This is a genomic window from Streptomyces sp. NPDC058812 (assembly GCF_042744565.1).
GTDB classification, from domain to species: domain Bacteria; phylum Actinomycetota; class Actinomycetes; order Streptomycetales; family Streptomycetaceae; genus Streptomyces; species Streptomyces thinghirensis.
In genome coordinates, this window is the sequence record NZ_JBHYOB010000004.1 from 390,268 (window position 1) to 409,874 (window position 19,607).

Annotated in this window: 21 protein-coding genes; 6 read left to right on the forward strand and 15 right to left on the reverse strand. The window is 72.0% G+C overall.

All coding sequences use genetic code 11. From position 1 onward, the window contains the following. Position 1: 1 nt before the first annotated feature. The 4 genes from ACFW48_RS11380 to hemL all read right to left on the reverse strand — a co-directional run bounded on the left by ACFW48_RS11380 (position 2) and on the right by hemL (position 4,198). A complete protein-coding gene (locus ACFW48_RS11380) occupies positions 2 to 697 on the reverse strand; it encodes a TlpA family protein disulfide reductase (RefSeq protein ID WP_386312859.1) in 696 nt (231 codons plus the stop codon). Between the two features lie 66 nt (positions 698 to 763). Further along, positions 764 to 2,053 carry a hypothetical protein gene (locus ACFW48_RS11385; protein ID WP_386312861.1) on the reverse strand — a complete coding sequence of 430 codons (1,290 nt, stop codon included), beginning with the start codon at positions 2,051 to 2,053 and terminating at the stop codon, positions 764 to 766. A 139-nt stretch (positions 2,054 to 2,192) separates the two neighbouring features. After that, positions 2,193 to 2,840 (reverse strand): histidine phosphatase family protein, encoded by a 648-nt coding sequence (locus ACFW48_RS11390; RefSeq protein ID WP_386313073.1) that lies wholly within the window; start codon positions 2,838 to 2,840, stop codon positions 2,193 to 2,195. 41 nt (positions 2,841 to 2,881) lie between these two features. Further along, positions 2,882 to 4,198 (reverse strand): glutamate-1-semialdehyde 2,1-aminomutase, encoded by a 1,317-nt coding sequence (gene hemL, locus ACFW48_RS11395; RefSeq protein ID WP_386312863.1) that lies wholly within the window; start codon positions 4,196 to 4,198, stop codon positions 2,882 to 2,884. A 529-nt stretch (positions 4,199 to 4,727) separates the two neighbouring features. Between hemL and ACFW48_RS11400 the strand changes: the two genes are divergently transcribed. Further along, positions 4,728 to 5,165, forward strand: coding sequence for a hypothetical protein (locus ACFW48_RS11400; RefSeq protein ID WP_003974483.1), 438 nt, complete (start codon positions 4,728 to 4,730; stop codon positions 5,163 to 5,165). A gap of 102 nt (positions 5,166 to 5,267) precedes the next feature. Here ACFW48_RS11400 and ACFW48_RS11405 read toward each other — a convergent pair whose 3' ends face one another. From ACFW48_RS11405 to ACFW48_RS11440, 8 genes are read right to left on the reverse strand one after another with little or no spacing between them, the layout of a single operon-like run. Next, entirely contained in the window at positions 5,268 to 6,689 is a 1,422-nt protein-coding gene (locus ACFW48_RS11405) for an NADH-quinone oxidoreductase subunit N (RefSeq protein WP_386312865.1), read from the reverse strand. Beyond that, complete coding sequence (locus tag ACFW48_RS11410; protein ID WP_386312868.1) at positions 6,686 to 8,191, reverse strand: NuoM family protein; 1,506 nt, start codon at positions 8,189 to 8,191, stop codon at positions 6,686 to 6,688. The genes ACFW48_RS11405 and ACFW48_RS11410 overlap by 4 nt, the downstream gene beginning before the upstream one ends. Positions 8,192 to 8,196: 5 nt before the next feature. Beyond that, positions 8,197 to 10,068, reverse strand: coding sequence for an NADH-quinone oxidoreductase subunit L (locus ACFW48_RS11415; RefSeq protein WP_386312870.1), 1,872 nt, complete (start codon positions 10,066 to 10,068; stop codon positions 8,197 to 8,199). Then, positions 10,065 to 10,370 (reverse strand): NADH-quinone oxidoreductase subunit NuoK, encoded by a 306-nt coding sequence (locus ACFW48_RS11420; protein ID WP_386312872.1) that lies wholly within the window; start codon positions 10,368 to 10,370, stop codon positions 10,065 to 10,067. Before ACFW48_RS11420 ends, ACFW48_RS11415 begins: the two co-directional genes overlap by 4 nt. Further along, positions 10,367 to 10,936, reverse strand: a complete 570-nt coding sequence (locus tag ACFW48_RS11425; RefSeq protein ID WP_386312875.1) for an NADH-quinone oxidoreductase subunit J — start codon at positions 10,934 to 10,936, stop codon at positions 10,367 to 10,369. The genes ACFW48_RS11420 and ACFW48_RS11425 overlap by 4 nt, the downstream gene beginning before the upstream one ends. Continuing rightward, positions 10,936 to 11,880 (reverse strand): NADH-quinone oxidoreductase subunit H, encoded by a 945-nt coding sequence (locus ACFW48_RS11430; RefSeq protein ID WP_386312877.1) that lies wholly within the window; start codon positions 11,878 to 11,880, stop codon positions 10,936 to 10,938. The genes ACFW48_RS11425 and ACFW48_RS11430 overlap by 1 nt, the downstream gene beginning before the upstream one ends. After that, positions 11,873 to 13,186 (reverse strand): hypothetical protein, encoded by a 1,314-nt coding sequence (locus tag ACFW48_RS11435; RefSeq protein ID WP_386312879.1) that lies wholly within the window; start codon positions 13,184 to 13,186, stop codon positions 11,873 to 11,875. The genes ACFW48_RS11430 and ACFW48_RS11435 overlap by 8 nt, the downstream gene beginning before the upstream one ends. Beyond that, a complete protein-coding gene (locus tag ACFW48_RS11440; RefSeq protein ID WP_386312881.1) occupies positions 13,177 to 13,527 on the reverse strand; it encodes an NADH-quinone oxidoreductase subunit A in 351 nt (116 codons plus the stop codon). Before ACFW48_RS11440 ends, ACFW48_RS11435 begins: the two co-directional genes overlap by 10 nt. A 493-nt stretch (positions 13,528 to 14,020) precedes the next feature. Here ACFW48_RS11440 and ACFW48_RS11445 point away from each other — a divergent pair, with 493 nt between their 5' ends. The 4 genes from ACFW48_RS11445 to ACFW48_RS11460 all read left to right on the forward strand — a co-directional run bounded on the left by ACFW48_RS11445 (position 14,021) and on the right by ACFW48_RS11460 (position 16,854). Next, positions 14,021 to 14,422, forward strand: coding sequence for a DUF6153 family protein (locus ACFW48_RS11445; RefSeq protein WP_386312882.1), 402 nt, complete (start codon positions 14,021 to 14,023; stop codon positions 14,420 to 14,422). A 123-nt stretch (positions 14,423 to 14,545) separates the two neighbouring features. After that, positions 14,546 to 15,199: a DUF305 domain-containing protein gene (locus ACFW48_RS11450; RefSeq protein WP_386312883.1), complete on the forward strand. Its 654-nt coding sequence runs from the start codon at positions 14,546 to 14,548 to the stop codon at positions 15,197 to 15,199. Between the two features lie 111 nt (positions 15,200 to 15,310). Beyond that, the gene (locus ACFW48_RS11455; RefSeq protein WP_386312886.1) at positions 15,311 to 16,213 is read left to right on the forward strand and encodes a F510_1955 family glycosylhydrolase; all 903 of its coding nucleotides are present in this window, start codon (positions 15,311 to 15,313) and stop codon (positions 16,211 to 16,213) included. A gap of 80 nt (positions 16,214 to 16,293) precedes the next feature. Further along, positions 16,294 to 16,854 carry a DUF4396 domain-containing protein gene (locus tag ACFW48_RS11460; protein ID WP_386312889.1) on the forward strand — a complete coding sequence of 187 codons (561 nt, stop codon included), beginning with the start codon at positions 16,294 to 16,296 and terminating at the stop codon, positions 16,852 to 16,854. 177 nt (positions 16,855 to 17,031) lie between these two features. Here ACFW48_RS11460 and ACFW48_RS11465 read toward each other — a convergent pair whose 3' ends face one another. The 3 genes from ACFW48_RS11465 to ACFW48_RS11475 all read right to left on the reverse strand — a co-directional run bounded on the left by ACFW48_RS11465 (position 17,032) and on the right by ACFW48_RS11475 (position 19,082). Beyond that, complete coding sequence (locus ACFW48_RS11465; protein WP_386312891.1) at positions 17,032 to 17,322, reverse strand: heavy-metal-associated domain-containing protein; 291 nt, start codon at positions 17,320 to 17,322, stop codon at positions 17,032 to 17,034. Positions 17,323 to 17,484: 162 nt separating this feature from the next. Then, a complete protein-coding gene (locus ACFW48_RS11470; RefSeq protein WP_386312894.1) occupies positions 17,485 to 18,882 on the reverse strand; it encodes an NAD(P)-binding domain-containing protein in 1,398 nt (465 codons plus the stop codon). 29 nt (positions 18,883 to 18,911) lie between these two features. Next, positions 18,912 to 19,082, reverse strand: a complete 171-nt coding sequence (locus ACFW48_RS11475) for a hypothetical protein (RefSeq protein WP_386312897.1) — start codon at positions 19,080 to 19,082, stop codon at positions 18,912 to 18,914. Positions 19,083 to 19,165: 83 nt separating this feature from the next. On the opposite strand from ACFW48_RS11475, the gene ACFW48_RS11480 reads away from it, so the two are divergent. Continuing rightward, positions 19,166 to 19,531: an ArsR/SmtB family transcription factor gene (locus tag ACFW48_RS11480; protein ID WP_386312900.1), complete on the forward strand. Its 366-nt coding sequence runs from the start codon at positions 19,166 to 19,168 to the stop codon at positions 19,529 to 19,531. Positions 19,532 to 19,607 lie beyond the last annotated feature (76 nt).

The window sequence follows — 19,607 nt, forward strand, 5'->3', positions numbered from 1 at the left end:
GTCACTTCCCCGACTCGCCGGACTTGGCGGATTTCGCGGACTCGCCGGACTTGGCGGACTCGCCGGACCCGTCGGTGAGGAACGGCTCCAGCATCTTGCGGAGCTTCTCCTCGCTCAGCGCCTGGAGGGTGCGCGCGGCGACCTTGCCCTCCCGGTCGATGATGAGCGTGGAGGGGATGGCCTGCGGGTTGAGCGTGCCCTTCTCGAAGCGGAGCATCAGCTTGCCGGTCGGGTCGTACAGGCTCGGGTAGCTGATCCCGAACTCCTCCTCGAAGGCGCGGGCCGGGCCGGTGGAGGTGTCGCGGGTGTTGATGCCGACGAACTGGACGCCCTGGTCCTTGACGTCCTGGTAGACCTTCTCGAAGTTCTTGGCCTCGGCGCGGCAGGGCGGGCACCAGGAGCCCCACACGTTGAGGACGACGACCTTGCCCTTGTAGTCGTCGACGTCGAGCTGTCCGCCGTCGACCGTCTCGCCGGACAGGTCGGGGGCGTCGGCCCGCTCCCCCTTGTCCACGGTGGAGATGCCGTCCGCGCCGGTGACGAAGCCGGTGTTGCCACCGCCGCCCGAGGTGCCGCCGGAGCCGCAGGCGGTGGCGAGCAGCGCGACCGCGGCGGCGCCGGTGGTCAGGGCGACGCGGCGACGGGCGCGGTCGGCGGTGCGGTTCGAGCGCAGGGGGGCGCGGCTGGCGGCACTCATGTGAAAAGTTTCGCATGTCCGTTCCGGGGATCTTGCGCACCCCCCTCACGGGCGGAAACCCGCATTTCAGGCGGCGTTTCCGGAGGAAGCCGGTGCCTCCTTCAGGAAGGTCTGCCAGCCGCCGGCCGGCCGCTGCCCGACCTCGACGGTACGGAGCTTGGCCAGCACCTCCGGCTTCTGCGCGTCCAGCCAGTCGGTGAACTGGCGGAAGGAGACGAGCCGGATGTCCTCGCCCTTCTCCTTCTCCCGCGCGATGTGCTCGAGGGCGTTCTCGACGGCGTCCATGTAGATGCCGCCGTTCCACTCCTCGAAGTGGTTGCCGATGAAGAAGGGCGCCCGGTTCGACTCGTACGCCCGCTTGAAGCCCGATATGTACGAGTTCGTGGCCTGTTCGCGCCAGCCCGGGTAGTTGTGCGCGGGCGCCTTCGTCGAGTTGACCGACTGGTTGGCGAGGATGTTGTAGTCCATGGACAGCACCTCGAAGGAGTGGCCGGGGAAAGGTATCTGCTGCAACGGCAGGTCCCAGATCCCGTCCTTCTTCGCCGGCCACACCTGACGGCCGCCGGGAGAGGAGGCGTCGTAGCGCCAGCCGAGTTCGCGGGCGGTGGGCAGCAGATTGTCCTGGCCGAGCAGACAGGGCGTACGGCCGCCGACGAGTTCCTTGTCGTAGTCGAAGGGCAGGGACGGCAGGTCGGTCCAGCCGGTGTTGGTGCGCCACTCCTTCACGAAGGCCTTCGCCTGGTCGATCTCGCTGCGCCACTGCGCCCGCGTCCAGTTCCCGACCGAGCCGCTCCCGGCGCAGAAGTGCCCGTTGAAGTGGGTGCCGATCTCGTGCCCGTCCAGCCAGGCCCGGCGGACGTTGGTGAGCGTGTCCTTGACGTGGGCGTCGGTGAGGTAGCCGATGTCGGAGGCCCCGCGCGGGTTGTTCGGCGGCTCGTAGAGGCGCTTCTTCGACTCGGGCAGCAGGTACAGGCCCGAGAGGAAGAAGGTCATGTGCGCGCCGTGCTCCTTCGCCAGGTCGAGGAAGCGCGGGAAGAGCCCGTTGCCGACCTCCCCCGCCCCGTCCCAGGAGAAGACGACGAACTGCGGCGGGGTCTGGCCGGGCTCCAGCGGCACGGGCGCGTCCGGCTGGTGCGGCTGCTTGCCGGTGTACGACGTGGAGCCGTCGCCGATGGGCCGGGCCGGGGCCTTGCTGCTGCCGGAAGGCGAGGGCTTCCCGGAACCGCCGGCCTCGTGCGAGCCGTCCGACGATGTGTGGGAGCCGGAACCGCAGCCCGCGAGCCCGACCGCGGCCGCGGCGCCCGCGCCGAGTCCGAGCATCCCCCTGCGGGTGAGAGTGCGGGTGGAAGTGCGCATCGCAACCTCGTTCGTCACGTCCTCTGGTGGTCACCCAGTCAGAGGACGTGACGAACGTGCGGGTTCCGGAAATCTGTGCGGATTCCGTAACGAGCGTCACGTATGGGCGGCTGCGCGGGTGGGAGGGCCGGACCGACCGTCAGGCCCCGTACGCCTTGCCCTGCCCCTTGACCGGCTTCGCCCCGGCGAGGAGGTGGGCCGGGACGAGGTCACGGGCGGGCTCGGTGTAGCCGACGGACACGATCCGGTCGCCCCGGTACGTGAACGTCGTCAGGGACGCCAGCGTGCACTGCCGCTTGCGCGGGTCGTGCCACAGCCGCCGCCGTTCGACGTACGACCGCAGGGTCCAGATCGGCAGCTGATGGCTGACGACCACGGCCTCGTGCCCGCGAGCCCGGTCCCGGGCCGCGTCCAGCGCGCCCATCATGCGCACGACCTGGTCGACATAGGGCTCGCCCCAGGACGGCTTGAAGGGGTTGACCACGTGCTTCCAGTTGGCGGGCCGGCGCAGCGCGCCGTCGCCGATGCCGAAGGTCTTGCCCTGGAAGACGTTGTCGGCCTCGATGAGCCGGGCGTCGGTGCCGAGGTCGAGTCCGTGCGCCTTGGCGATCGGCGTCGCCGTCTCCTGCGCCCGCTCCAGCGGGGAGGCCACGACGTAGGTGATGTCGCGCGGGGCGAGATGCTCGGCGACCCGGTCGGCCATGCGCCGGCCCAGCTCGGAGAGGTGGTAGCCGGGCAGCCGGCCGTAGAGGACGCCGGTGGGGTTCTCGACCTCGCCGTGCCGCATCACGTGGACGACGGTGATGTCGTCCTTGTCGTCCCCGGCGCTCACGCGGTCGCCTCCGCAGCCGCGCGGGCCGCCGCCGGGAGGGCGTCGGCGATGCGCTGGACGGCCCGCTCGTCGTGCGCGGTGGACACGAACCAGGACTCGAAGGAGGACGGCGGCAGATAGACGCCGTTCTCCAGCAGCGAGTGGAAGAAGGCGGTGAACCGGAAGGACTCCTGCGCCTTGGCGTCCTCGTAGTTCCGCACCGGGCCGTCGGTGAAGAAGACGGAGAACATGTTGGAGGCGGTCTGCAGCGTGTGCGCGACGCCCTCCTTGCCGAGCGCCTCGGTGACGAGGCCCTGGATCTGCTTCGACACCGCGTCGACGGTCTCGTACGCCGCGTCGTCGAGGAGCCGCAGCTGGGCGAGCCCGGCGGCGGTGGCGACCGGGTTCCCGGAGAGGGTGCCGGCCTGGTAGACGGGCCCGGCCGGGGCGAGGTGCGCCATGACATCGCCGCGCCCGCCGAACGCGGCGGCGGGGAACCCGCCCCCCATGACCTTCCCGAAGGTCATCAGATCGGGGACGACGCCCTCGACCCCGTACCACCCGGCGCGGCTGGTCCGGAATCCGGTCATGACCTCGTCGGAGACGAAGAGCGCGCCGTTGTCCGCGCACGCGTCCTTCAGCCCCTGGTTGAACCCGGGCAGCGGCGGCACGACGCCCATGTTGCCGGGCGAGGCCTCCGTGATCACGCAGGCGATCTCGCCGGGGTGGGCGGCGAAGGCGGCGCGCACGGCGTCGATGTCGTTGTACGGCAGCACGATCGTGTCGCTCGCCTGGGCGCCGGTGACACCGGGCGTGTCGGGCAGCGCGAAGGTGGCGAGGCCGGAACCGGCGGCGGCGAGGAGCGAGTCGACGTGACCGTGGTAACACCCGGCGAACTTGATCACCTTGGTGCGCCGCGTGAACCCGCGGGCGAGCCGGATGGCCGACATGGTGGCCTCGGTCCCGCTGGACACCAGCCGCACCTGCTCCAGCGGGGCGACCCGCTCGACCATCGCCTCCGCGAGGGCGACCTCGCCCTCGGCGGGCGTGCCGAACGACGTCCCGCGCGCGACCGCGTCCTGCACGGCGGCGATCACCTCGGGGTGGGCGTGCCCGAGGATCATCGGCCCCCAGGAGCAGACGAGGTCGACGTACTCCCGGCCGTCGGCGTCGGTCAGGTACGGCCCGGTGCCGGACACCATGAACCGGGGCGTGCCGCCCACGGCGCGGAAGGCCCGCACCGGGGAGTTGACGCCGCCGGGCGTGACGGCCGCCGCGCGGTCGAACAGAGCCTGCGAGGCCGGTGCTTCGTATGGATATGCCAATTCGCTCATGACCTGCGACTTCTCCGACCTTCTCGACCTTCTCCGACGTATCGGACTCCGCTCGGACCCCGCTCGGTCCCTGTTCGGACCCGGCCCGACCTCTGGTTGCCCAGGGTGACCTCATTCAGGGTAGACAACCACCCCGGCCGCCGCGCCGTCTGCCAGACTGGAGCCCGTCCGCGCAGCTCACGCAGACGGCGCGGAGAAGGGCCGCCGACCGTCCCGGGACATATGACGGACATATGTTTCACGGCACGTTTCGGCAAGCGGCCGTGGGGGAGGTCACTGACACGATGATCGGGTTGCGCGGCGGGGGCCACGCGTCCTAGAAAAGCAGTCGGGTGGAGATATGCATCGCGGTGGCGGACTGGGCGAGGGGACCGACGGCCTGGGTCCTCGACGTGCCCGGCGGGGAAGGCACCGACGCGAGGCGGCGGAATCGACCGAAGCACGCCAGGCACACGGCACCCCGAGCGAGCCGGACCGGCTCGAAGGGCGGGCCGACCGGCTGGGGGCGGGGAGCAGGAATGGTGGTCGGGTGGGGGTGACCTACAAGTACTTCGGCGCGCCCGACGGCGCGACCGCGGCCCGCGTCCCGATCTCGATGCGCCCCGAGGAACTCGGCGGCGACGAGCTCGGGATGAACGGCATGTTCACCAAGATCAAGCCGGAGACCATGGCCGCCATGGTCCTCACCGGCATCGAGGGCGTCCCCCTGCACAAGGTCCCGCCGCTGGAACTGGTCGTCCTGCACCCCGACTACGCGGTCGTGAAACTCCCGATGACCGTCGTCGACCCCCTGCGCGGCATCGGCGAGGAAGCGGTCGGCGCGGCGGCCTTCATCTGGTCGACGGTGCCGGACCGGGGCGGGCCCCGGGATGCGTTCAATGTGTACCAGTTGCTGCACGAGTGGCAGGACTTCAGCCATCGGCTGCATGAGGCGGGGCATCAGCCGTACTGCCTGGTGTGGCCCTGAGCCGGGATTCCGGGGGCGTGGGCGGGAGTCGCCATCTCGGTGGACGGGAATCGCCATCTCGGCGGACGGGGACCGCCACCCGAAGGATGAGACGCGTCTGCTTCACCGCAGCAGCGGTCCCTCGGCGACGGTGAGGACGGCCTGTCCGGCGATGCCGAGCGAGAGGGAGAGGGCGGCTGCCAGGTGTGCGGTGACGGCGGGCCAACGTCCTGAGCCCGCATGCGTGTCGGCGGGTGCCGTGTCGGTGGTGAGGAACAGCGGGCCGAGCCAGCGCAGGTAGTAGAAGAGAGAGGCGACGGTGTTGGCGACGGCGAGGGCGGCGAGCCAGGTGTAGCCGCCGTCGATGGTCGCGCTGAAGATCTCCAGCTTGCCGAGGAAGACGCCGGTGGGCGGCGTGCCGACCAGGCCCAGCAGACAGACGACGAGCACGGCCGCGAGGCCGGGGCGGCGGCGGGCGAGGCCGCGGTAGTCGGCGAGAGCACGGGCCTGGGGAAGCGTCGTGACGACGGCGAAGGCGCCGAGGTTGGTGGCGGCGTAGGCGGCCAGATAGAGCAGCAGGCTCCGCTGGGCGGTGTCGCTGCGGGTGGTGACGGCCAGAGCCATGAGGAGGTAGCCGACCTGGCTGATCGTGGAGTAGGCGAGCAGGCGTTTGACAGAGGTCTGGAAGAACGCCGCGAGGTTGCCCAGGGTCATGGTGACCGCGGCGAGGATCGCGATGAGCAATGACCAGTTGACGTCGCTGTCGGCAAATGCCTGGTGCAGCAGTCGGTAACCGGCGATCAGGCCACCGACTTTGGGCAGGGTCGTGACGTACGCGGCGACGGGTGCCGGAGCCCCGTCGGTGACGTCGGGCACCCAGAAGTGGGCCGGTACCGCGCCGATCTTGAAGAGCAGGCCGGCGAGAACGCCGACGAGTCCGACGGCGACGAGTCCGTAGGGGGCGGACGGCAGGGTCGTGGCGAGCTCGCTGTAGTGGGTGGCGTGACCGGCGCCGTAGAGGAGCGCGGTGCCGGCGAGCATGATGATGCCCAGCAGCGCGCCCATCAGGTAGTACTTCAGCGCGGCTTCGGTGCCGGGGGCGTCCTTCGCGAAACCGGCGAGCGCGTAGGCGGGGACGCCGGCCAGCAGGTAGGCGGCGAAGAGCGTCAGCAGGTCGTTCGCGCCGATGAGGACGAGGGTGCCGGCTCCGGTCATCAGGAGCAGTACCCAGTACTCGGTTTCGCGTTTGTGGCCCCTCACGGTCTCCACCGACATGCCGATGACCAGCAACAGGGCGACGAGAACGATGAGCCGGCCGGTGTCGGTGGCGGTGTCGACGGCGAACGCGGCGGCGAAGACGGTTTGTTCGCGGCCGGTGGTCATGGTGACGGCGGTTGCCGCCAGGCCGACCGCGCAGGCGGAAGCCGCGAGCACGGCCACGACCCACTGGCGCCGGCGGGGCAGCCAGGAGCCGGTCAGGAGGCCGACGACGGCGGCGCCGAGGAGGGCGATCTCGGGGACGAGGGCGGCGAGGTTCTCGTTCACCGCGCCACCAGGCCCGTCAGGGTACGGCCGGCCGGTTCGATGACGTCCAGCAGCCAGCGCGGTGCGACGCCGATCACGAAGGCCACCGCGAGCAGCGGCACCGTGGACAGCGCCTCGGCCTTTCTCAGGTCGCGGATACCGCCGGTGGGAACGGTCTCGGGCAGGCGCGGGGCGCCGAGGAACATGCGCCGCAGCGCGATCAGGAACAGGCCGGCGGTGATCAGGATGCCGGTCACGGCGACGGCGGTGGCGATCGCGTGGGAGGCCAGGCTACCGGTGAAGATCTGGAATTCGGCGATGAAGCCGGAGAAGCCGGGAATGCCGAGGCTGGCGAACGCGGCGACCGCGGTGACCGCCGCGAAGCGCGGGGCGTGAGCGGCCAGGCCCGAGTACGAGTCCATCGTGTAGGTGCGTCCGCGGTCGTAGAGCACACCGGCGAGCAGGAAGAGGGCGGCTGTGATCAGTCCGTGGCTGACCATCTGGGTGACCGCTCCGGTCACCGCCAAGGTGCGCGCCTGGGCGTCGCTGCCCGCGAGTGTCCCGGCGGCGCCGACGGCCAGGACGATGTAGCCCATGTGGTTGACCGACGTGTAGGCGATCATGCGTTTGAAGTCCGTCTGTGCCAACGCCACCAGGGCCCCGTAGACGACGGACACGGCTCCGACGATCACGATGACGAGCGCGTAGTGGCGCCAGCTGCCGGGCAGCAGGGGCATGGCGATGCGGACGAACCCGTAGGTGCCCATTTTCAGCAGGACCCCGGCGAGGATCGCCGAGCCGGTGGCGGGGGCGTCGGTGTGGGCGGGCGGCAGCCAGGTGTGGAAGGGCACGGTCGGCGTTTTGATCGCCAGTCCGACGCCGATGGCCAGCAGTACCAGGCCCGCGTACAGGCCGCGTCCGGCCAGCGGGTTGACGCGCGTGAGGTCGACGATGTCGAAGGTGTGCGGGTCGGCCGCCAGGTAGAGGCCGATGAAGCCGAGCAGGAGGGCGAGAGAGCCGACGAAGGTGTAGAGGAAGAACCTCAGCGCCGCGGCCCGGGCCCGTTCGCCGTGTCCCCAGCCCGCGATGACGAAGAACATGCCGACGATCGACAGGTCGAAGAAGACGAAGAACAGGATGAGATCGAGGGCGACGAACAGACCGATGCTGACGGTCTGCAGGAACAGGAAGAGGCAGACGTAGGAGCGTACTCGCCGCCTTTCGCGCAGGGAGTGGACGGCGACGGCCAGGAACAGCAGGCAGGTCATGGCGACCAGGGGCAGGGACAGGCCGTCGACGCCCACGTGGTACCCGACTCCCGCGCTGGGGATCCAGCGCGCCCGCTGCTCGTACTGCATCCCGCCGTCGGGGTCGTAGCCGGCCCACAGGCCGATGACCAGGGCCAGGTCCACGGCGGCGGTGGCGATCCACACCCACACGTACACCCGCTCGGGGAGGGTGCGCGGCAGGAGCGGCAGTACGGCGCACACCAGCAGCGGCAGGAACGTGACGACGCTCAGCACAGGGGTTACCTCACCAACAGGATGATCAGGACCAGTACGGCGAAGCCCATGGCGGCCTGTGCGTAGTACTGGTGCAGCAGTCCGGTCTGCGGGCGGCGCGCCCATCGGCCCAGGCTCCGCGCGCCGGAAGCGACGGCACGGACGGCGGCGTCGATGCCGCCGTCGTCCAGACGGCGCGCGAGTCGGGACGCCGCGAGGCCGCCCCGGGCGGTCTGCCGTACGGCGCCGTCGACGAGGCGGTCGTCGACGGCGGCCAGCGTGCGCGCGAGGCCCAGCACCGGGCGGACCACGACGAGCCGCGCGGCCTGCTCCAGGTGCAGCCACCCGTGCGCCCCTCGGACGGCGGCGCGTGGTACGGGTGCCGGGCGGGACGCCCACCGCCAGGCCAGGCCGGCGGCGGCGAGCGCCACGCCGGCGGACAGACCCAGCTCCCACGGCTCGGGGGACGGTTCGCCCTCGGCGCCGACCAGCCGTTTCAGCCAGGACGCCGGTCCCGGCAGGGCCAGCACTCCCAGTACCGCCGCGGCCAGGGTGAGGGCGAGGAGTGGGGCCGGTGTCGTACGGGCGACGCGCCGGGTGCCGCGTCCCTCGGTGTCGTATCCGGCCTCCGCGTCGTCCGGGAGGGGACGGGTGACGTACCAGACGGCCTTGACGCTGTACCCGGCGGCGACGGCCGCCGCCGCGAGGCCCACCGCGTACAGCGCGGTTCCCTCGGTGCGGGCGGCGGTGAGCACTTCGTCCTTGGCCGCCCACAGGGACAGGGGCGGCAGCCCGGCCAGGGTGAGCGCGCCCACCGTGAAGGCCACGCCGACCAGTCGGTGAGCGCGGGCCGCCCCGCGCAGCGCGGTCAACCGCTTGGTGCCCAGCGCGGTCAGCCAGGCGCCCGCGGCAAGGAACAGACCCGACTTGGTGGCGGCGTGTGCGACGAGCTGCGTGGTGCCCGCGGCGACGCCGCCGCTGCCCGCGGCCAGCACCATGAAGCCGATCTGCGCCGAGGTGGAGGCCGCGAGGAGCTGCTTGAGGTCGGTCTGGGCCACCGCGACCAGCCCCAGGACCAGGGCGGTGGCCGCGCCGGTCCAGGCGACCAGTGGCCCCGCCCAGACCGTGGCGTCGAGGAGCGGAGCGACTCGCAGCAGCAGGTACGCGCCCGCGGCGACCATGGTCGCCGAGTGCAGCAGCGCGGAGACGGGGCTGGGGCCCTGCATGGCGCGCGACAGCCAGAAGGAGAACGGCAGTTGCGCGGACTTGCCGAGGGCGGCGACCACGATGCCCGCGGTGAGCAGGTGCAGCCAGGGCGCGGCAGCGTGCGGCAGCGCGTCCAGGCTCAGCGAGCCGACGCCGCCGGCCACGGCTGCGCCGGCTGCCAGGTACAGGCCGAGGTCGGCGGCGCGGGTGGTGAGGAACGCGACGTCGGCGGCTTCCGCCCGCTCCGGCTGCCGCCACCAGTGGCCGATCAGTGCCCAGCTGGTGGCGCCCATCACCTCCCAGGCCATCAGCAGCAGCGGCAGGGTGGTCGCCGTGACGGTGACGAGCATGGCGCCGGCGAAGAGCAGCATGAGCCCGAAGAAGCGGCCCCTGTTCTCGTGGGCGGCGAACTCCCCCCGTGCGAAGGCCAGCACGGCGGTGGTGACCGCGGCGACGGTGACCACCATCACCGCGGACAGGCCGTCCACCGCCAGCCCCGCGTCCATCCCGGCGAACAGCGGCGCGCTCGCGTCCGGCCGGGTCAGCGCGGCGGCGACCGCCGCACCGAGCGTGGCCACGGCGACCGTCACACCGAGGGCGGGGACCAGGCGGCCCGCGCGGGGTCCGGTGAGGGCAAGCACCGCTCCCCCGCCCAGAGGGAGCGCGATGAGCAGCCAGAGCACCGCGCTCACCCCTTCAGGTCCTCGGCCATGTCGGTCATGTCGACCTGACGGGCGCGGTAGATGGCGGTGGTGACGGCGAAGCCCATGGCCATCTCCACGGCCATCGCCACCACGGCCGCCACGATCACCACCTGGCCACCGCCGACGGCCGGGGCGAGGAAGTACCAGAAGTCGGCGGCGGCGACGATGACCCCGCCGATCATCAACTCGATACCCATCATGATCATCACGATGGACTGCTGGGAGAGGGCACCGAACAGGCCGGTGCAGAAGAGCCCGGCCGCGAGGACCAGCAGGAGTTCGAACGTCATCGGCCCGCTCCCCCGCCGCCCGGGTCCTTCGCGGGCCGCTGATCGAGGTCGTCTCCGAAACGGTCGTACCGTCCGCGGTGGGTGGCGAGGACGGTGGCGCCCACCATGGTGGCCAGCAGTACGAACCCGAGCGTGACCATGGTCAGCATCTGGTCGCCCATCAACGACATCCCGACCTGGAAGGTGGTGTCCCCGGGCCGCGCTCCGGTGCGGTCGGGCCAGCGGACCAGGAAGATCCCGGCGACCAGGGCGACGAACACGAGACCGCTGACGACCAGTGAGCCGCGCTTGTTGTGCAGCATCGACATCGGCATCAGACCGGCCGGATTCATCATGTACGCGATCATGAACACCGCCATGATCACCATCTCCATGACCATCATCAGCACGATCACCACGCCGAGATACGGCAACCGCAGCACGGTCACCACCCCGCCCACGCACACCAGGGAGGCCAGGAGCGCGAAGGTGACCCGGGCCATGGAGTTCAGGGTGAACACCAGGACCCCACCGGCCAGGGCGAGCACGCCCAGTACCCACAGCAGCACCGTGCCCGTCGTGCCCATCACGCGATCCTTTCCTGGAAGCTGAGATTGACCAGGGCCGGAACCAGGGCCTGGAGGACGGAGAGCGGCAGGAGCACCACCCAGGCCAGTTCCACGTAACGGTCGGCGCGGATGACGGGCAGCCGCCGCAGCACCCACACCAGCACCGCGAGTACCAGCAGCGTCTTGACCAGCGACCAGGCCCACGGCGGCAGCCCCGGCCCGGCGCCACCGCCCAGGAACAGCGGCACCGCCATCGCGGCCCCGGCCGCCAGCCACAGCCACCGCCCGGCCTGCAGCAGCAGCCGGTCCACCCCGGACGTCTCCCCCAGTACGCCGTCGGCGACGTCGGCCCCGGCCGGGTACGCGAACGGGCCCAGGAAACTGAAGGCCAGTACACCCGCCAGGTAGACGACGAAGGCGAACGGCATCCACACCGCGTACCACAGGCCGTGTTGGGCGCCGGCGATGTCGGTCACCCGCAGCGACTGGGCGCCCGTGGCGGCCGAGATCAGCGCGAACATCAGCGGCAGCTCGTAGGCCAGGCCCAGGGCGAGGAAACGGTAGCCGCCGACCAGGGAGAACGCGGCGTTCGGGCCCCAGCCGGCCAGCCACAGCCCGGCCCAGGTCAGCACCTCCATGGCGTTGAACCACACCACCCCGACGGACAGATCGGCGACGACGCGGCTGCCGAACGGGATGACCAGCGTGGACAGTACGGCCGCCACCGGTACGGTGATCACGCCCGCCCGCCACAGCAGCCGGTCCGCCGCGGGCAACCGCCGCGGCTGCGCCACCAACGCCCGCGGCACGGCGAGAAGCGGCCGTACGGCGGTGCCGGCGGTGATCCGACGACCCGCGTTCCGGGCGTCCAGAGCCGCGTCGGCCGCCACGGCCAGCACCGCGAAGCCGAGCAGCATCGCCGGGGCGGCCAGCAGCACCCACCACGTCCCCGCCTCAGCCACGGGTCACCTCCAGCCGGCACGCGGCCAGTTCGTCCGGGTCCGGGTCGAGGCCGGCGACGACGAGACGGGCCGCGCCCAGCTCGGCTCCCACCAGCAGGCGGGGAAGCAGCCTCGCCAGGGCGGCCGACGGCGGGTGCTCGGCGTCCCACCGGCCGCGCGGGCTCTCCTGCGCCACCGGATCGAGGGGGGCGGTCGCGTCCAACTGCTGTACGTCGTCCATGACATCGATGAGCCACTGGCGGTAGCGGGCCGGTACGTCCCCGCCGGCCGCCCGTACGGCGGGACCGGTGACGCCGGCGGCTCGGGCGTCGGCCGCGCCCAGCAGGCCGACGCCTCGCGTCAGCCAGTACAGGGTCCGTGACCGCCCGACCCGCCGGGCGAAGCGCTCCACCCGGGGCAGAACCGCCGAGGCGGGCGCCTCCTCCAGCAGGTCGTCGCGCAGGCGCCGGGCCGTCACCGCCTCGGCGGGCCAGCCGGCCACCGACAGCAGTCGGCCCAGGCTGTCCAGGTGCGCCGCCGCCCGCCGCCGGGCGGCCTCCCCCACGCCCACCGGCTCGCCCTTGGCGGCCCGGATCCACGGCCGGCTCCAGAAGGGATCGGCCGGCCCGCCGGCGGGCGGCTCGTCGAGGTCGGCGCGTTGGATGACATCGCCCTGAAGCACCACACGCAGGGTCAGACCGGCGGGCCAGTCGGCCAGAAACGGGCCCAACGGCACGTGCAGACGGTCCAGCGTCAGACCGTCGCGGTCTTCCCCCTGTTCGGCCATGGGCAGTCCGCCCGGCATCTCCGTGTCGCCATGGCCGTGACCGGCGTGACCGTGACCGGCGTGACCGTGACCGGCGTGACCGGCGTGGTCGTCGTCGCTGCCCCGGTGCCCAGGGCCGTCACGGCTGTCGCGCTCACCGTCGTGATCGCCGCCCTTCGGGCCTTCGTCGTGCTGCCACGCGGGGTCGCCGCGGTCGGACTCCTCGCGGTCGGACTCGCCGTGGTCTCCCTCTGGTGTAGCGAGCCGGGCGCGGCCGGTTTCGAGAACCGATGCCACCTCGTCGGCCGTCACCGCCCGCACGCGCACACGTGGCCGAGGCATGTCCTGCCACAACCGGTCCAGCGCCGGACCCAGCCGCGAGCAGTCAGGACCCGCTACCAGCAGCAAGTCGGCTCCCGCCGGGGTCGACGCCGACGGCCAGTCACGCGACCGCAGTTCCTTCTCCGCGGCCAGCCGCACCGGCGTACCGCCCGGCGTGGTCACCAGCAGGACGCGTGGCCGGACGGCCGCCGCGCGGGTCAGGACGGCGGTCAGGCCCACCGCAGTGCCCCTTCCCGCCATGCGTAGACCACTCCGGCGAGCAGGACGGCGAGGAAGACGAACATCTCGATCACCGCGCTGGGCCCCATCGCGGAGATCACGAGCGTCCACGGGTACATGAAGACCATCTCCATGTCGAAGGCGAGGAAGAGCATCGTCACCGTGTACCAGCGCACGTGGAAACGGCTGACCGCGTGTTCCGTCGGTTCCAGCCCCGACCCGAACGGCTGCGCGGGCAGCGGACCGGACGAGATCCGGAGCGCCCAGGCCGCTCCGTACGCTCCGGCCACCGCCAGCAGAGCCAGGCCCAGCAAAGACAGCGCGGCGGTGAAGCCGCTCACCGGAGGCCACCACCCAGGAGGTCCGTCCCACGCCCCGCCACTCGTACGTCGGGACGCCCGTCGGCGGGCGCTCTCCCGCACGCACTCCGCGTCGAACACATCTGCCGCTCCGTTTCCACCGCGCCGGAAGCGTTGTGTACCCCCCGGCGGCATACGCAGTCCCGAAGGCACGAGCCGCACCGCGGCGTGGACCCCGGAACGGCAGTCGGCACGCTCGATCACCCGGCGTCGAGTGCTACGGCCACGGTGCCCGACGTCCACACCCCGCGCGAGACGGCCGGGTCCATCGGGGCCCCGCGGGTGAGTCCGCGCGTCGGGCGGTGCGACCCGCGGCGGCCTTGGCTGCCCGTGCACGCGAGTGCCGCTGATCACCGGACCGGGTGAACGTCAGCACCTGCTGGGCGGGAGGCGTGCGCGGAGGCGTACGAGCGGGGACAGCCGCCGATCGCGCCGTCACCGCTGCGCTGTCGCGAGGGGCCCGTACGATGGGGGCGTGACCAGCAGCTCCCGATCAAGCAGCCGCCCGGGCGGGCGGCTGTTCGTGCTGCTGGTGCTGGCGGTGCTGGCCGGTGTGCTGGGCATGCACGGCCTCGCCCCCGGTGCGACACCGGCGGTGCAGGCGGGCGCCGGCCACGAGATGGTGGTGGCCGCGGCGGACGGCGTTCCGCACGCGGGCGGGGGATGTACGCACACGGATGGCGGTTCGAATCATCTCGATCACGCCGATGGGACGTGTGCGGCCGCCGGCATCGGTTCGGCGTACACGCCGCCCACGCTGACCGGCGCTCCACTGAACATGCCCGCGGCCCCCGCGCCCGCTGCGGCGTCCCCGGGGACGCCGCACGACGGCCGGGCCCCGCCCGACCTTTCCGAGCTGCAACTCCTGCGGATATAGAGCGGCCCGCTCGGCGTCCCTCCAACCGGTGTTTCCCGGTGACGGGTGCCGTGCTCTCGCACGCCCTGACCTCCCTTCCCATCGCGCGCCGCGAAACGGCGCGCGCCAAGGAGTTGCACCACCATGATCCGCAAGCGCTCCCTCATCCGCCGTACCGCCGCCGTCGCTGCCGCAGGTGCGGCAGCACTCGTCCTTGCCGCCTGCGGCGGCAGCGGCGACGGCGACAGCTCGGCCGGACACGGCGGCCACGCCGCCACCACCTCCTCGTCCGCCCCGGCATCCGCGTCGGGGTCGGCGTCGGCGTCGCAGGGGCAGCACAACGCTGCCGACGTCGCCTTCGCGAAGGGGATGATCCCCCACCACCGCCAGGCCGTCGAGATGGCCGACCTCGCGCCCGACCGCGCGCAGTCGGCCGACGTCAAGAAGCTCGCCGCGGACATCAAGAAGGCCCAGGACCCGGAGATCAAGACGCTCTCCGGCTGGCTGACCTCCTGGGGCGAGGAAGTGCCCGCCGAGGGCGCCATGGACCACTCCATGCATGACATGGGCGGCATGATGACGGCCGAGGAGATGACCGAGCTCGAGGACGCCTCGGGCAAGGCGTTCGACACCGCCTTCATGGAGATGATGATCAAGCACCACGAGGGCGCGGTCGAGATGGCGAAGACCGAACAGGCCGACGGTGCCTACGGACCGGCCACCAAGATGGCCGGCGAGATCATCACCTCGCAGAGCACGGAGATCGAGCAAATGAACGAGCTGCTCGGCAAGGGCTGACCGCATCACGCCGGTGCGGGGGCGGGCGCCGAGGGCGTCCACCCCCGCACCGGCCTGCCACGCCTCATCTCGCTCCTCCCTTCTCCCTTCTCCCTTCTTGGACCTCACACCATGATTCGCATACCGGGGCACCGTCCGCGTGCCTTGATCCTGCTCGCGGCCGCCGGCCTGCTCCTCGCCTCCTGTTCCGCCACCGACACCACCACGAGAACCGGTAGGAACGGGGCGACCCCCGACCCGGGGACCGGACACCTGCACGGCCTGGGCGTCGACCCGGCCGACGGCACGGTCTACGCCGCCGGCCACCACGGCGTCTTCCGCCTGGAGGACGGGGCCGCGGCCCGGGTGGCCGACCGCTATCAGGACACGATGGGCTTTACCGTGACCGGCCCGTCCACGTTCTTGGCCAGCGGTCATCCCGGCCCCGCGGATGCCGGCACTCGGCCCGCTCACCTGGGCCTCATCCGCAGCACGGACGCCGGCCGCACCTGGCAGACGCTCTCCGCCGAAGGCGAGGCCGACTTCCACGCGCTGGAGGAGGCCGGTAATTCGCTGTACGGGTTCGACAGCCGGAGCGAGAGGGTGTGGGCCAGTACCGACGGGGGCCGCACCTGGGCCAGGCGAGCGAAAGTGAAGGCGCTTGACCTCGCCTCCCACCCGGGCAGCGCGGCCACCGTGTGGGCGGCCACCGGCACGGGCCTGTCCCGCAGTGACGACGGTGCGCGGACCTTCCGCGCCGTCCCCTCGGCGCCCGGCCTGGTCGCGGTGGAGGAACCCGAGCCCGGCAGGCTGCTGGCGCTCACGGCCGACGGCCGGGTCGTCGCCGGCCGCGATGGCCGGACCTGGACGGAGCAGGGCCGCTTGCCCGCGGGTGAGGGGGGCAGGGTGCTGACCGCGGTGACCGCTCAGCGCCTGCTGGCGGCAGACAGCGCCGACGCCGTCTACGAGTCCGTCGATGGCGGGCGGACCTGGATGACCCTCCATCACCCGGCAACGGATTCCGATCACACCTAGCGCTATACCCCCCGGGGGTATATGGTTTCGGTTGTGGGGCCGCGAGGGGCCTTGCGGGACGTCGAATGGGGATGAAGGTCATGGACCACAGCACGCACCACTCCGGTACCGCGCACGACCACGCCACCCCTGCGGGCGGCCACGGCCACGGGGAACACGAGGGGCACGAGGGGCACGAGGGGCACGGCGGGCAGCACGGAGGCCACGGCACCACCTGGGCGACGGCGATGAAGGCGACGCTGCACTGCCTCACCGGGTGTGCCATCGGTGAGATCCTCGGCATGGTCATCGGCACCGCGCTGATGTGGGGCAACGTAGCGACGATGGCCCTGGCCATCAGCCTGGCCTTCGTCTTCGGCTACTCCTTCACCCTCTTCGCGGTGGTGCGCGCCGGGGTGTCCCTGAAGGCGGCGATCAAGGTCGCGCTGGCCGCCGACACCGTCTCCATCGCGGTGATGGAACTGGTCGACAACGGGATCATCGCGCTGACGCCGGGCGCGATGGACGCGCACCTGTCGGACGGACTGTTCTGGTACGCGCTGCTCGGTGGCTTCGCCGTCGCCTTCGTGATCACCACGCCGGTCAACAAGTGGATGATCGGCCGCGGCAAGGGCCACGCCGTCGTCCACGCCTACCACTGATCCGCACCACCACTACAGCGCCGGGCGGCCCCCAGAAGACCTGGGGGCCGCCCGGCGTTGCCCTGCCATGACGGCGTGCTGCCCTTGTTCCAGCCCAGGCCGGCGAGCAAGCAGCAGCGGAAGCCCGGGAGAGAAAGGGCCGGGCCCGCGAGTGGGCCCGGCCGGTGTGCGGGCCTTTCAGGCAGCGCGGCCGGTGAGCTCGTACCCGGCGTCGTCGACGACCTTGGCCAGCAGTGCGTCGTCGGGCTCGTCCGCCGTGGTGACGGTGACCTGGCCCGCCTCCAGGTCGACTTCGACCGCCAGGACACCGTCAAGAGCACCGATCTCCTTGGTGAGCGTGGCCTTGCAGTGCCCGCAGGTCATCCCGGAGACGTTGTAGACGGTGGTGGCGCCCTCGGTGACCGTCGCCGCGGCAGTGCCGGTGCCGGTGCCGGTGGAGCAGCTTCCGTCAGGGGTGCAGCAGGACATGGTTCCTCCTAGATGAGCTGATCCGTACCCCAGGGGGGTACTGCTGTCGCTCCACTAGATATACCCCGCAGGGGTATCCATGGCAAACGTCGACGGACCCGCGGGGCCGCGACCGGTCCCCTGTTCCGGTCGCGGCCCCGCTGTCGCGAGTGCCCAGGTCGGTCACGAGCCGCAGCAGCCGCCCGCCGGGGCTTCTTCGGCGGCCGCGCCTACCGCCGCGGGCGTGGCGAGCTGTACGAGCTGGGGTTCCGGTGCGGCGCAGCAGCCGCCGGCGTCGGTCTGCTGGGGGTCGGGGGTATCGAAGAGGCCCGCGCCGCCGCAGACTCCGGTCTCGGGGAGGGTGAGTTCGACGCGGTCGGCGGAGTCGAGGTCGCCGGCGATCGCGGAGACGACGGAGCGGACCTGCTCGTACCCGGTCATGGCCAGGAAGGTGGGGGCGCGGCCGTAGGACTTCATGCCGACCAGGTAGACGCCCCGCTCGGGGTGGGAGAGCTCGCGGTGGCCGTGCGGGTAGACAGTGCCGCAGGAGTGCTGGTTGGGGTCGATCAGCGGGGCGAGTTCCACCGGGGCCTGGAGGCGCTCGTCCAGGCCCAGGCGCAGCTCGGAGAGGAAGGACAGGTCGGGGCGGAAGCCGGTCAGGACGATCACCTCGTCCACCGCGCCCAGACGGCGTCCGTCCTCTCCGAGGAGCACGAGCCGTCCGTCGGCGTCGCGTTCGAACGCCTCGGTGCGGAAGCCGGTGACCGCGTCCGCGTGCCCCTTGTCGACGGCGGCCTTGGCGGCGAGGCCGAGGGCCCCTCGGGCGGGGAGCTGGTCGGCGGTGCCGCCGCCGAAGGTGGAGCCGGAGATGCCCCGGCGCAGGATCCACACCCCCTTCGTCCCCGCGCCGTCCTCGGACTCGGCCAGCTCGGCGAGATACGCGAGCGCGGTGAAGGCGGAGGCTCCCGCGCCGATGACGGCCGTGCGCCTGCCCGCGTACCGGGCGCGGACGGCCGGGTCCTTGAAGTCCGGCACCTGGTAGGTGATGCGGTCGGCCGCCGCCTTCTCGCCGAGCGCGGGCAGGCCGCTGCCGCCGGCCGGGGAGGGCGTGGTCCAGGTGCCGGAGGCGTCGATCACGGCGCGGGCGTGGACGCGCTCCTCGCGGCCGTCGGCGTACTCGACGTGGACGACGAACGGCTGCTGCTCCCGGTCGGCGTCGACGAGCCGGTCGCGGCCGGCCCGGGAGACGCCGGTGACGGTGGCGCCGGTGCGGACGCGGTCGCCGAGGGCGTCGGCGAGCGGCTGGACGTAGCGCTCGGCCCAGTCGCCGCCGGACGGGTACGTCGCCGGGTCGGGACGCGTCCAGCCGGTAGGGGCCAGGAGCTTCTCGGCGGCCGGGTCGACGACCTCGCCCCACGTGGAGAACAGGCGTACGTGGCTCCACTCGCGCACGGCCGCGCCGGCCCGGCCGCCCGCTTCCAGGACGAGGGGCTCGATGCCGCGCTCGACGAGGTGGGCGGCGGCGGCGAGTCCGACGGGACCGGCTCCGATGACGACGACGGGGAGCTGCTGGGTGCTCATGATGCTCGGCCTCCTTGAGGGCGAAGGGGTCAGCGCGCGTGGGTGAAGGCGGTCAGCCGCGTGTGCTGTCGGCGTTCGGCCGCCCGGCCGGCGCTGTCGCCGACCTGGGCGCAGCCGTCGCAGAAGCTGATGCCGGCCAGGTGACGGGCGGTGCGGCGGGCCCGGGCCGCGGTGAGCACGGTACGGAGGGTGGTGGTCACGCCGACTCCTTGCTTCGATGTCTGTCGATACTGCCTACGCCTCGGAGCTTGCCACCCGTATCGACGAGTGTCAACATAGACACATGTCGAAATCAGAGGCCGTGGAACTGTCCGTCCCGCAGGACGGTGACGTCGTGCCGTGCTGCCCGCCGATCACCGCCGGCGAGCTGTCCCAGACGGACGCGGAGAAGATGGCCGCCATGTTCAAGGCCCTGTCGGACCCCGTGCGCCTGCGCCTGTTCTCCAAGATCGCCTCGCACCCGGGCGGAGAGGCGTGCGTGTGCGACATCGCCGACGTCGGCGTCTCCCAGCCGACCGTCTCCCACCACCTCAAGAAACTCCGTGAAGCCGGCCTGCTGACCTCCGAACGACGCGGCACCTGGGTCTACTACCAGGTCGCCCCGTCCGTGGTGGCGGCCATGTCCGCCATGCTCGACCTGCGCGTCTGACCACCGCCCGAGCCGGGCCTGCGATCAGGCACCGCGGCCGGGCGGGCAGCAGCGCGGCAGGTACTCCTTGAGGGCG

Bases quoted from the DNA above. Each gene is read 5' to 3' on its own strand.
- ACFW48_RS11380 (WP_386312859.1), bottom strand. From the start codon at position 697: ATGAGTGCCGCCAGCCGCGCCCCCCTGCGCTCGAACCGCACCGCCGAC.
- ACFW48_RS11385 (WP_386312861.1), bottom strand. From the start codon at position 2,053: ATGCGCACTTCCACCCGCACTCTCACCCGCAGGGGGATGCTCGGACTC.
- ACFW48_RS11390 (WP_386313073.1), bottom strand. From the start codon at position 2,840: ATGCGGCACGGCGAGGTCGAGAACCCCACCGGCGTCCTCTACGGCCGG.
- hemL (WP_386312863.1), bottom strand. From the start codon at position 4,198: ATGAGCGAATTGGCATATCCATACGAAGCACCGGCCTCGCAGGCTCTG.
- ACFW48_RS11420 (WP_386312872.1), bottom strand. From the start codon at position 10,370: ATGACGTTCGAACTCCTGCTGGTCCTCGCGGCCGGGCTCTTCTGCACC.
- ACFW48_RS11425 (WP_386312875.1), bottom strand. From the start codon at position 10,936: ATGGGCACGACGGGCACGGTGCTGCTGTGGGTACTGGGCGTGCTCGCC.
- ACFW48_RS11450 (WP_386312883.1), top strand. From the start codon at position 14,546: ATGATCCGCAAGCGCTCCCTCATCCGCCGTACCGCCGCCGTCGCTGCC.
- ACFW48_RS11455 (WP_386312886.1), top strand. From the start codon at position 15,311: ATGATTCGCATACCGGGGCACCGTCCGCGTGCCTTGATCCTGCTCGCG.
- ACFW48_RS11460 (WP_386312889.1), top strand. From the start codon at position 16,294: ATGGACCACAGCACGCACCACTCCGGTACCGCGCACGACCACGCCACC.
- ACFW48_RS11465 (WP_386312891.1), bottom strand. From the start codon at position 17,322: ATGTCCTGCTGCACCCCTGACGGAAGCTGCTCCACCGGCACCGGCACC.
- ACFW48_RS11470 (WP_386312894.1), bottom strand. From the start codon at position 18,882: ATGAGCACCCAGCAGCTCCCCGTCGTCGTCATCGGAGCCGGTCCCGTC.
- ACFW48_RS11480 (WP_386312900.1), top strand. From the start codon at position 19,166: ATGTCGAAATCAGAGGCCGTGGAACTGTCCGTCCCGCAGGACGGTGAC.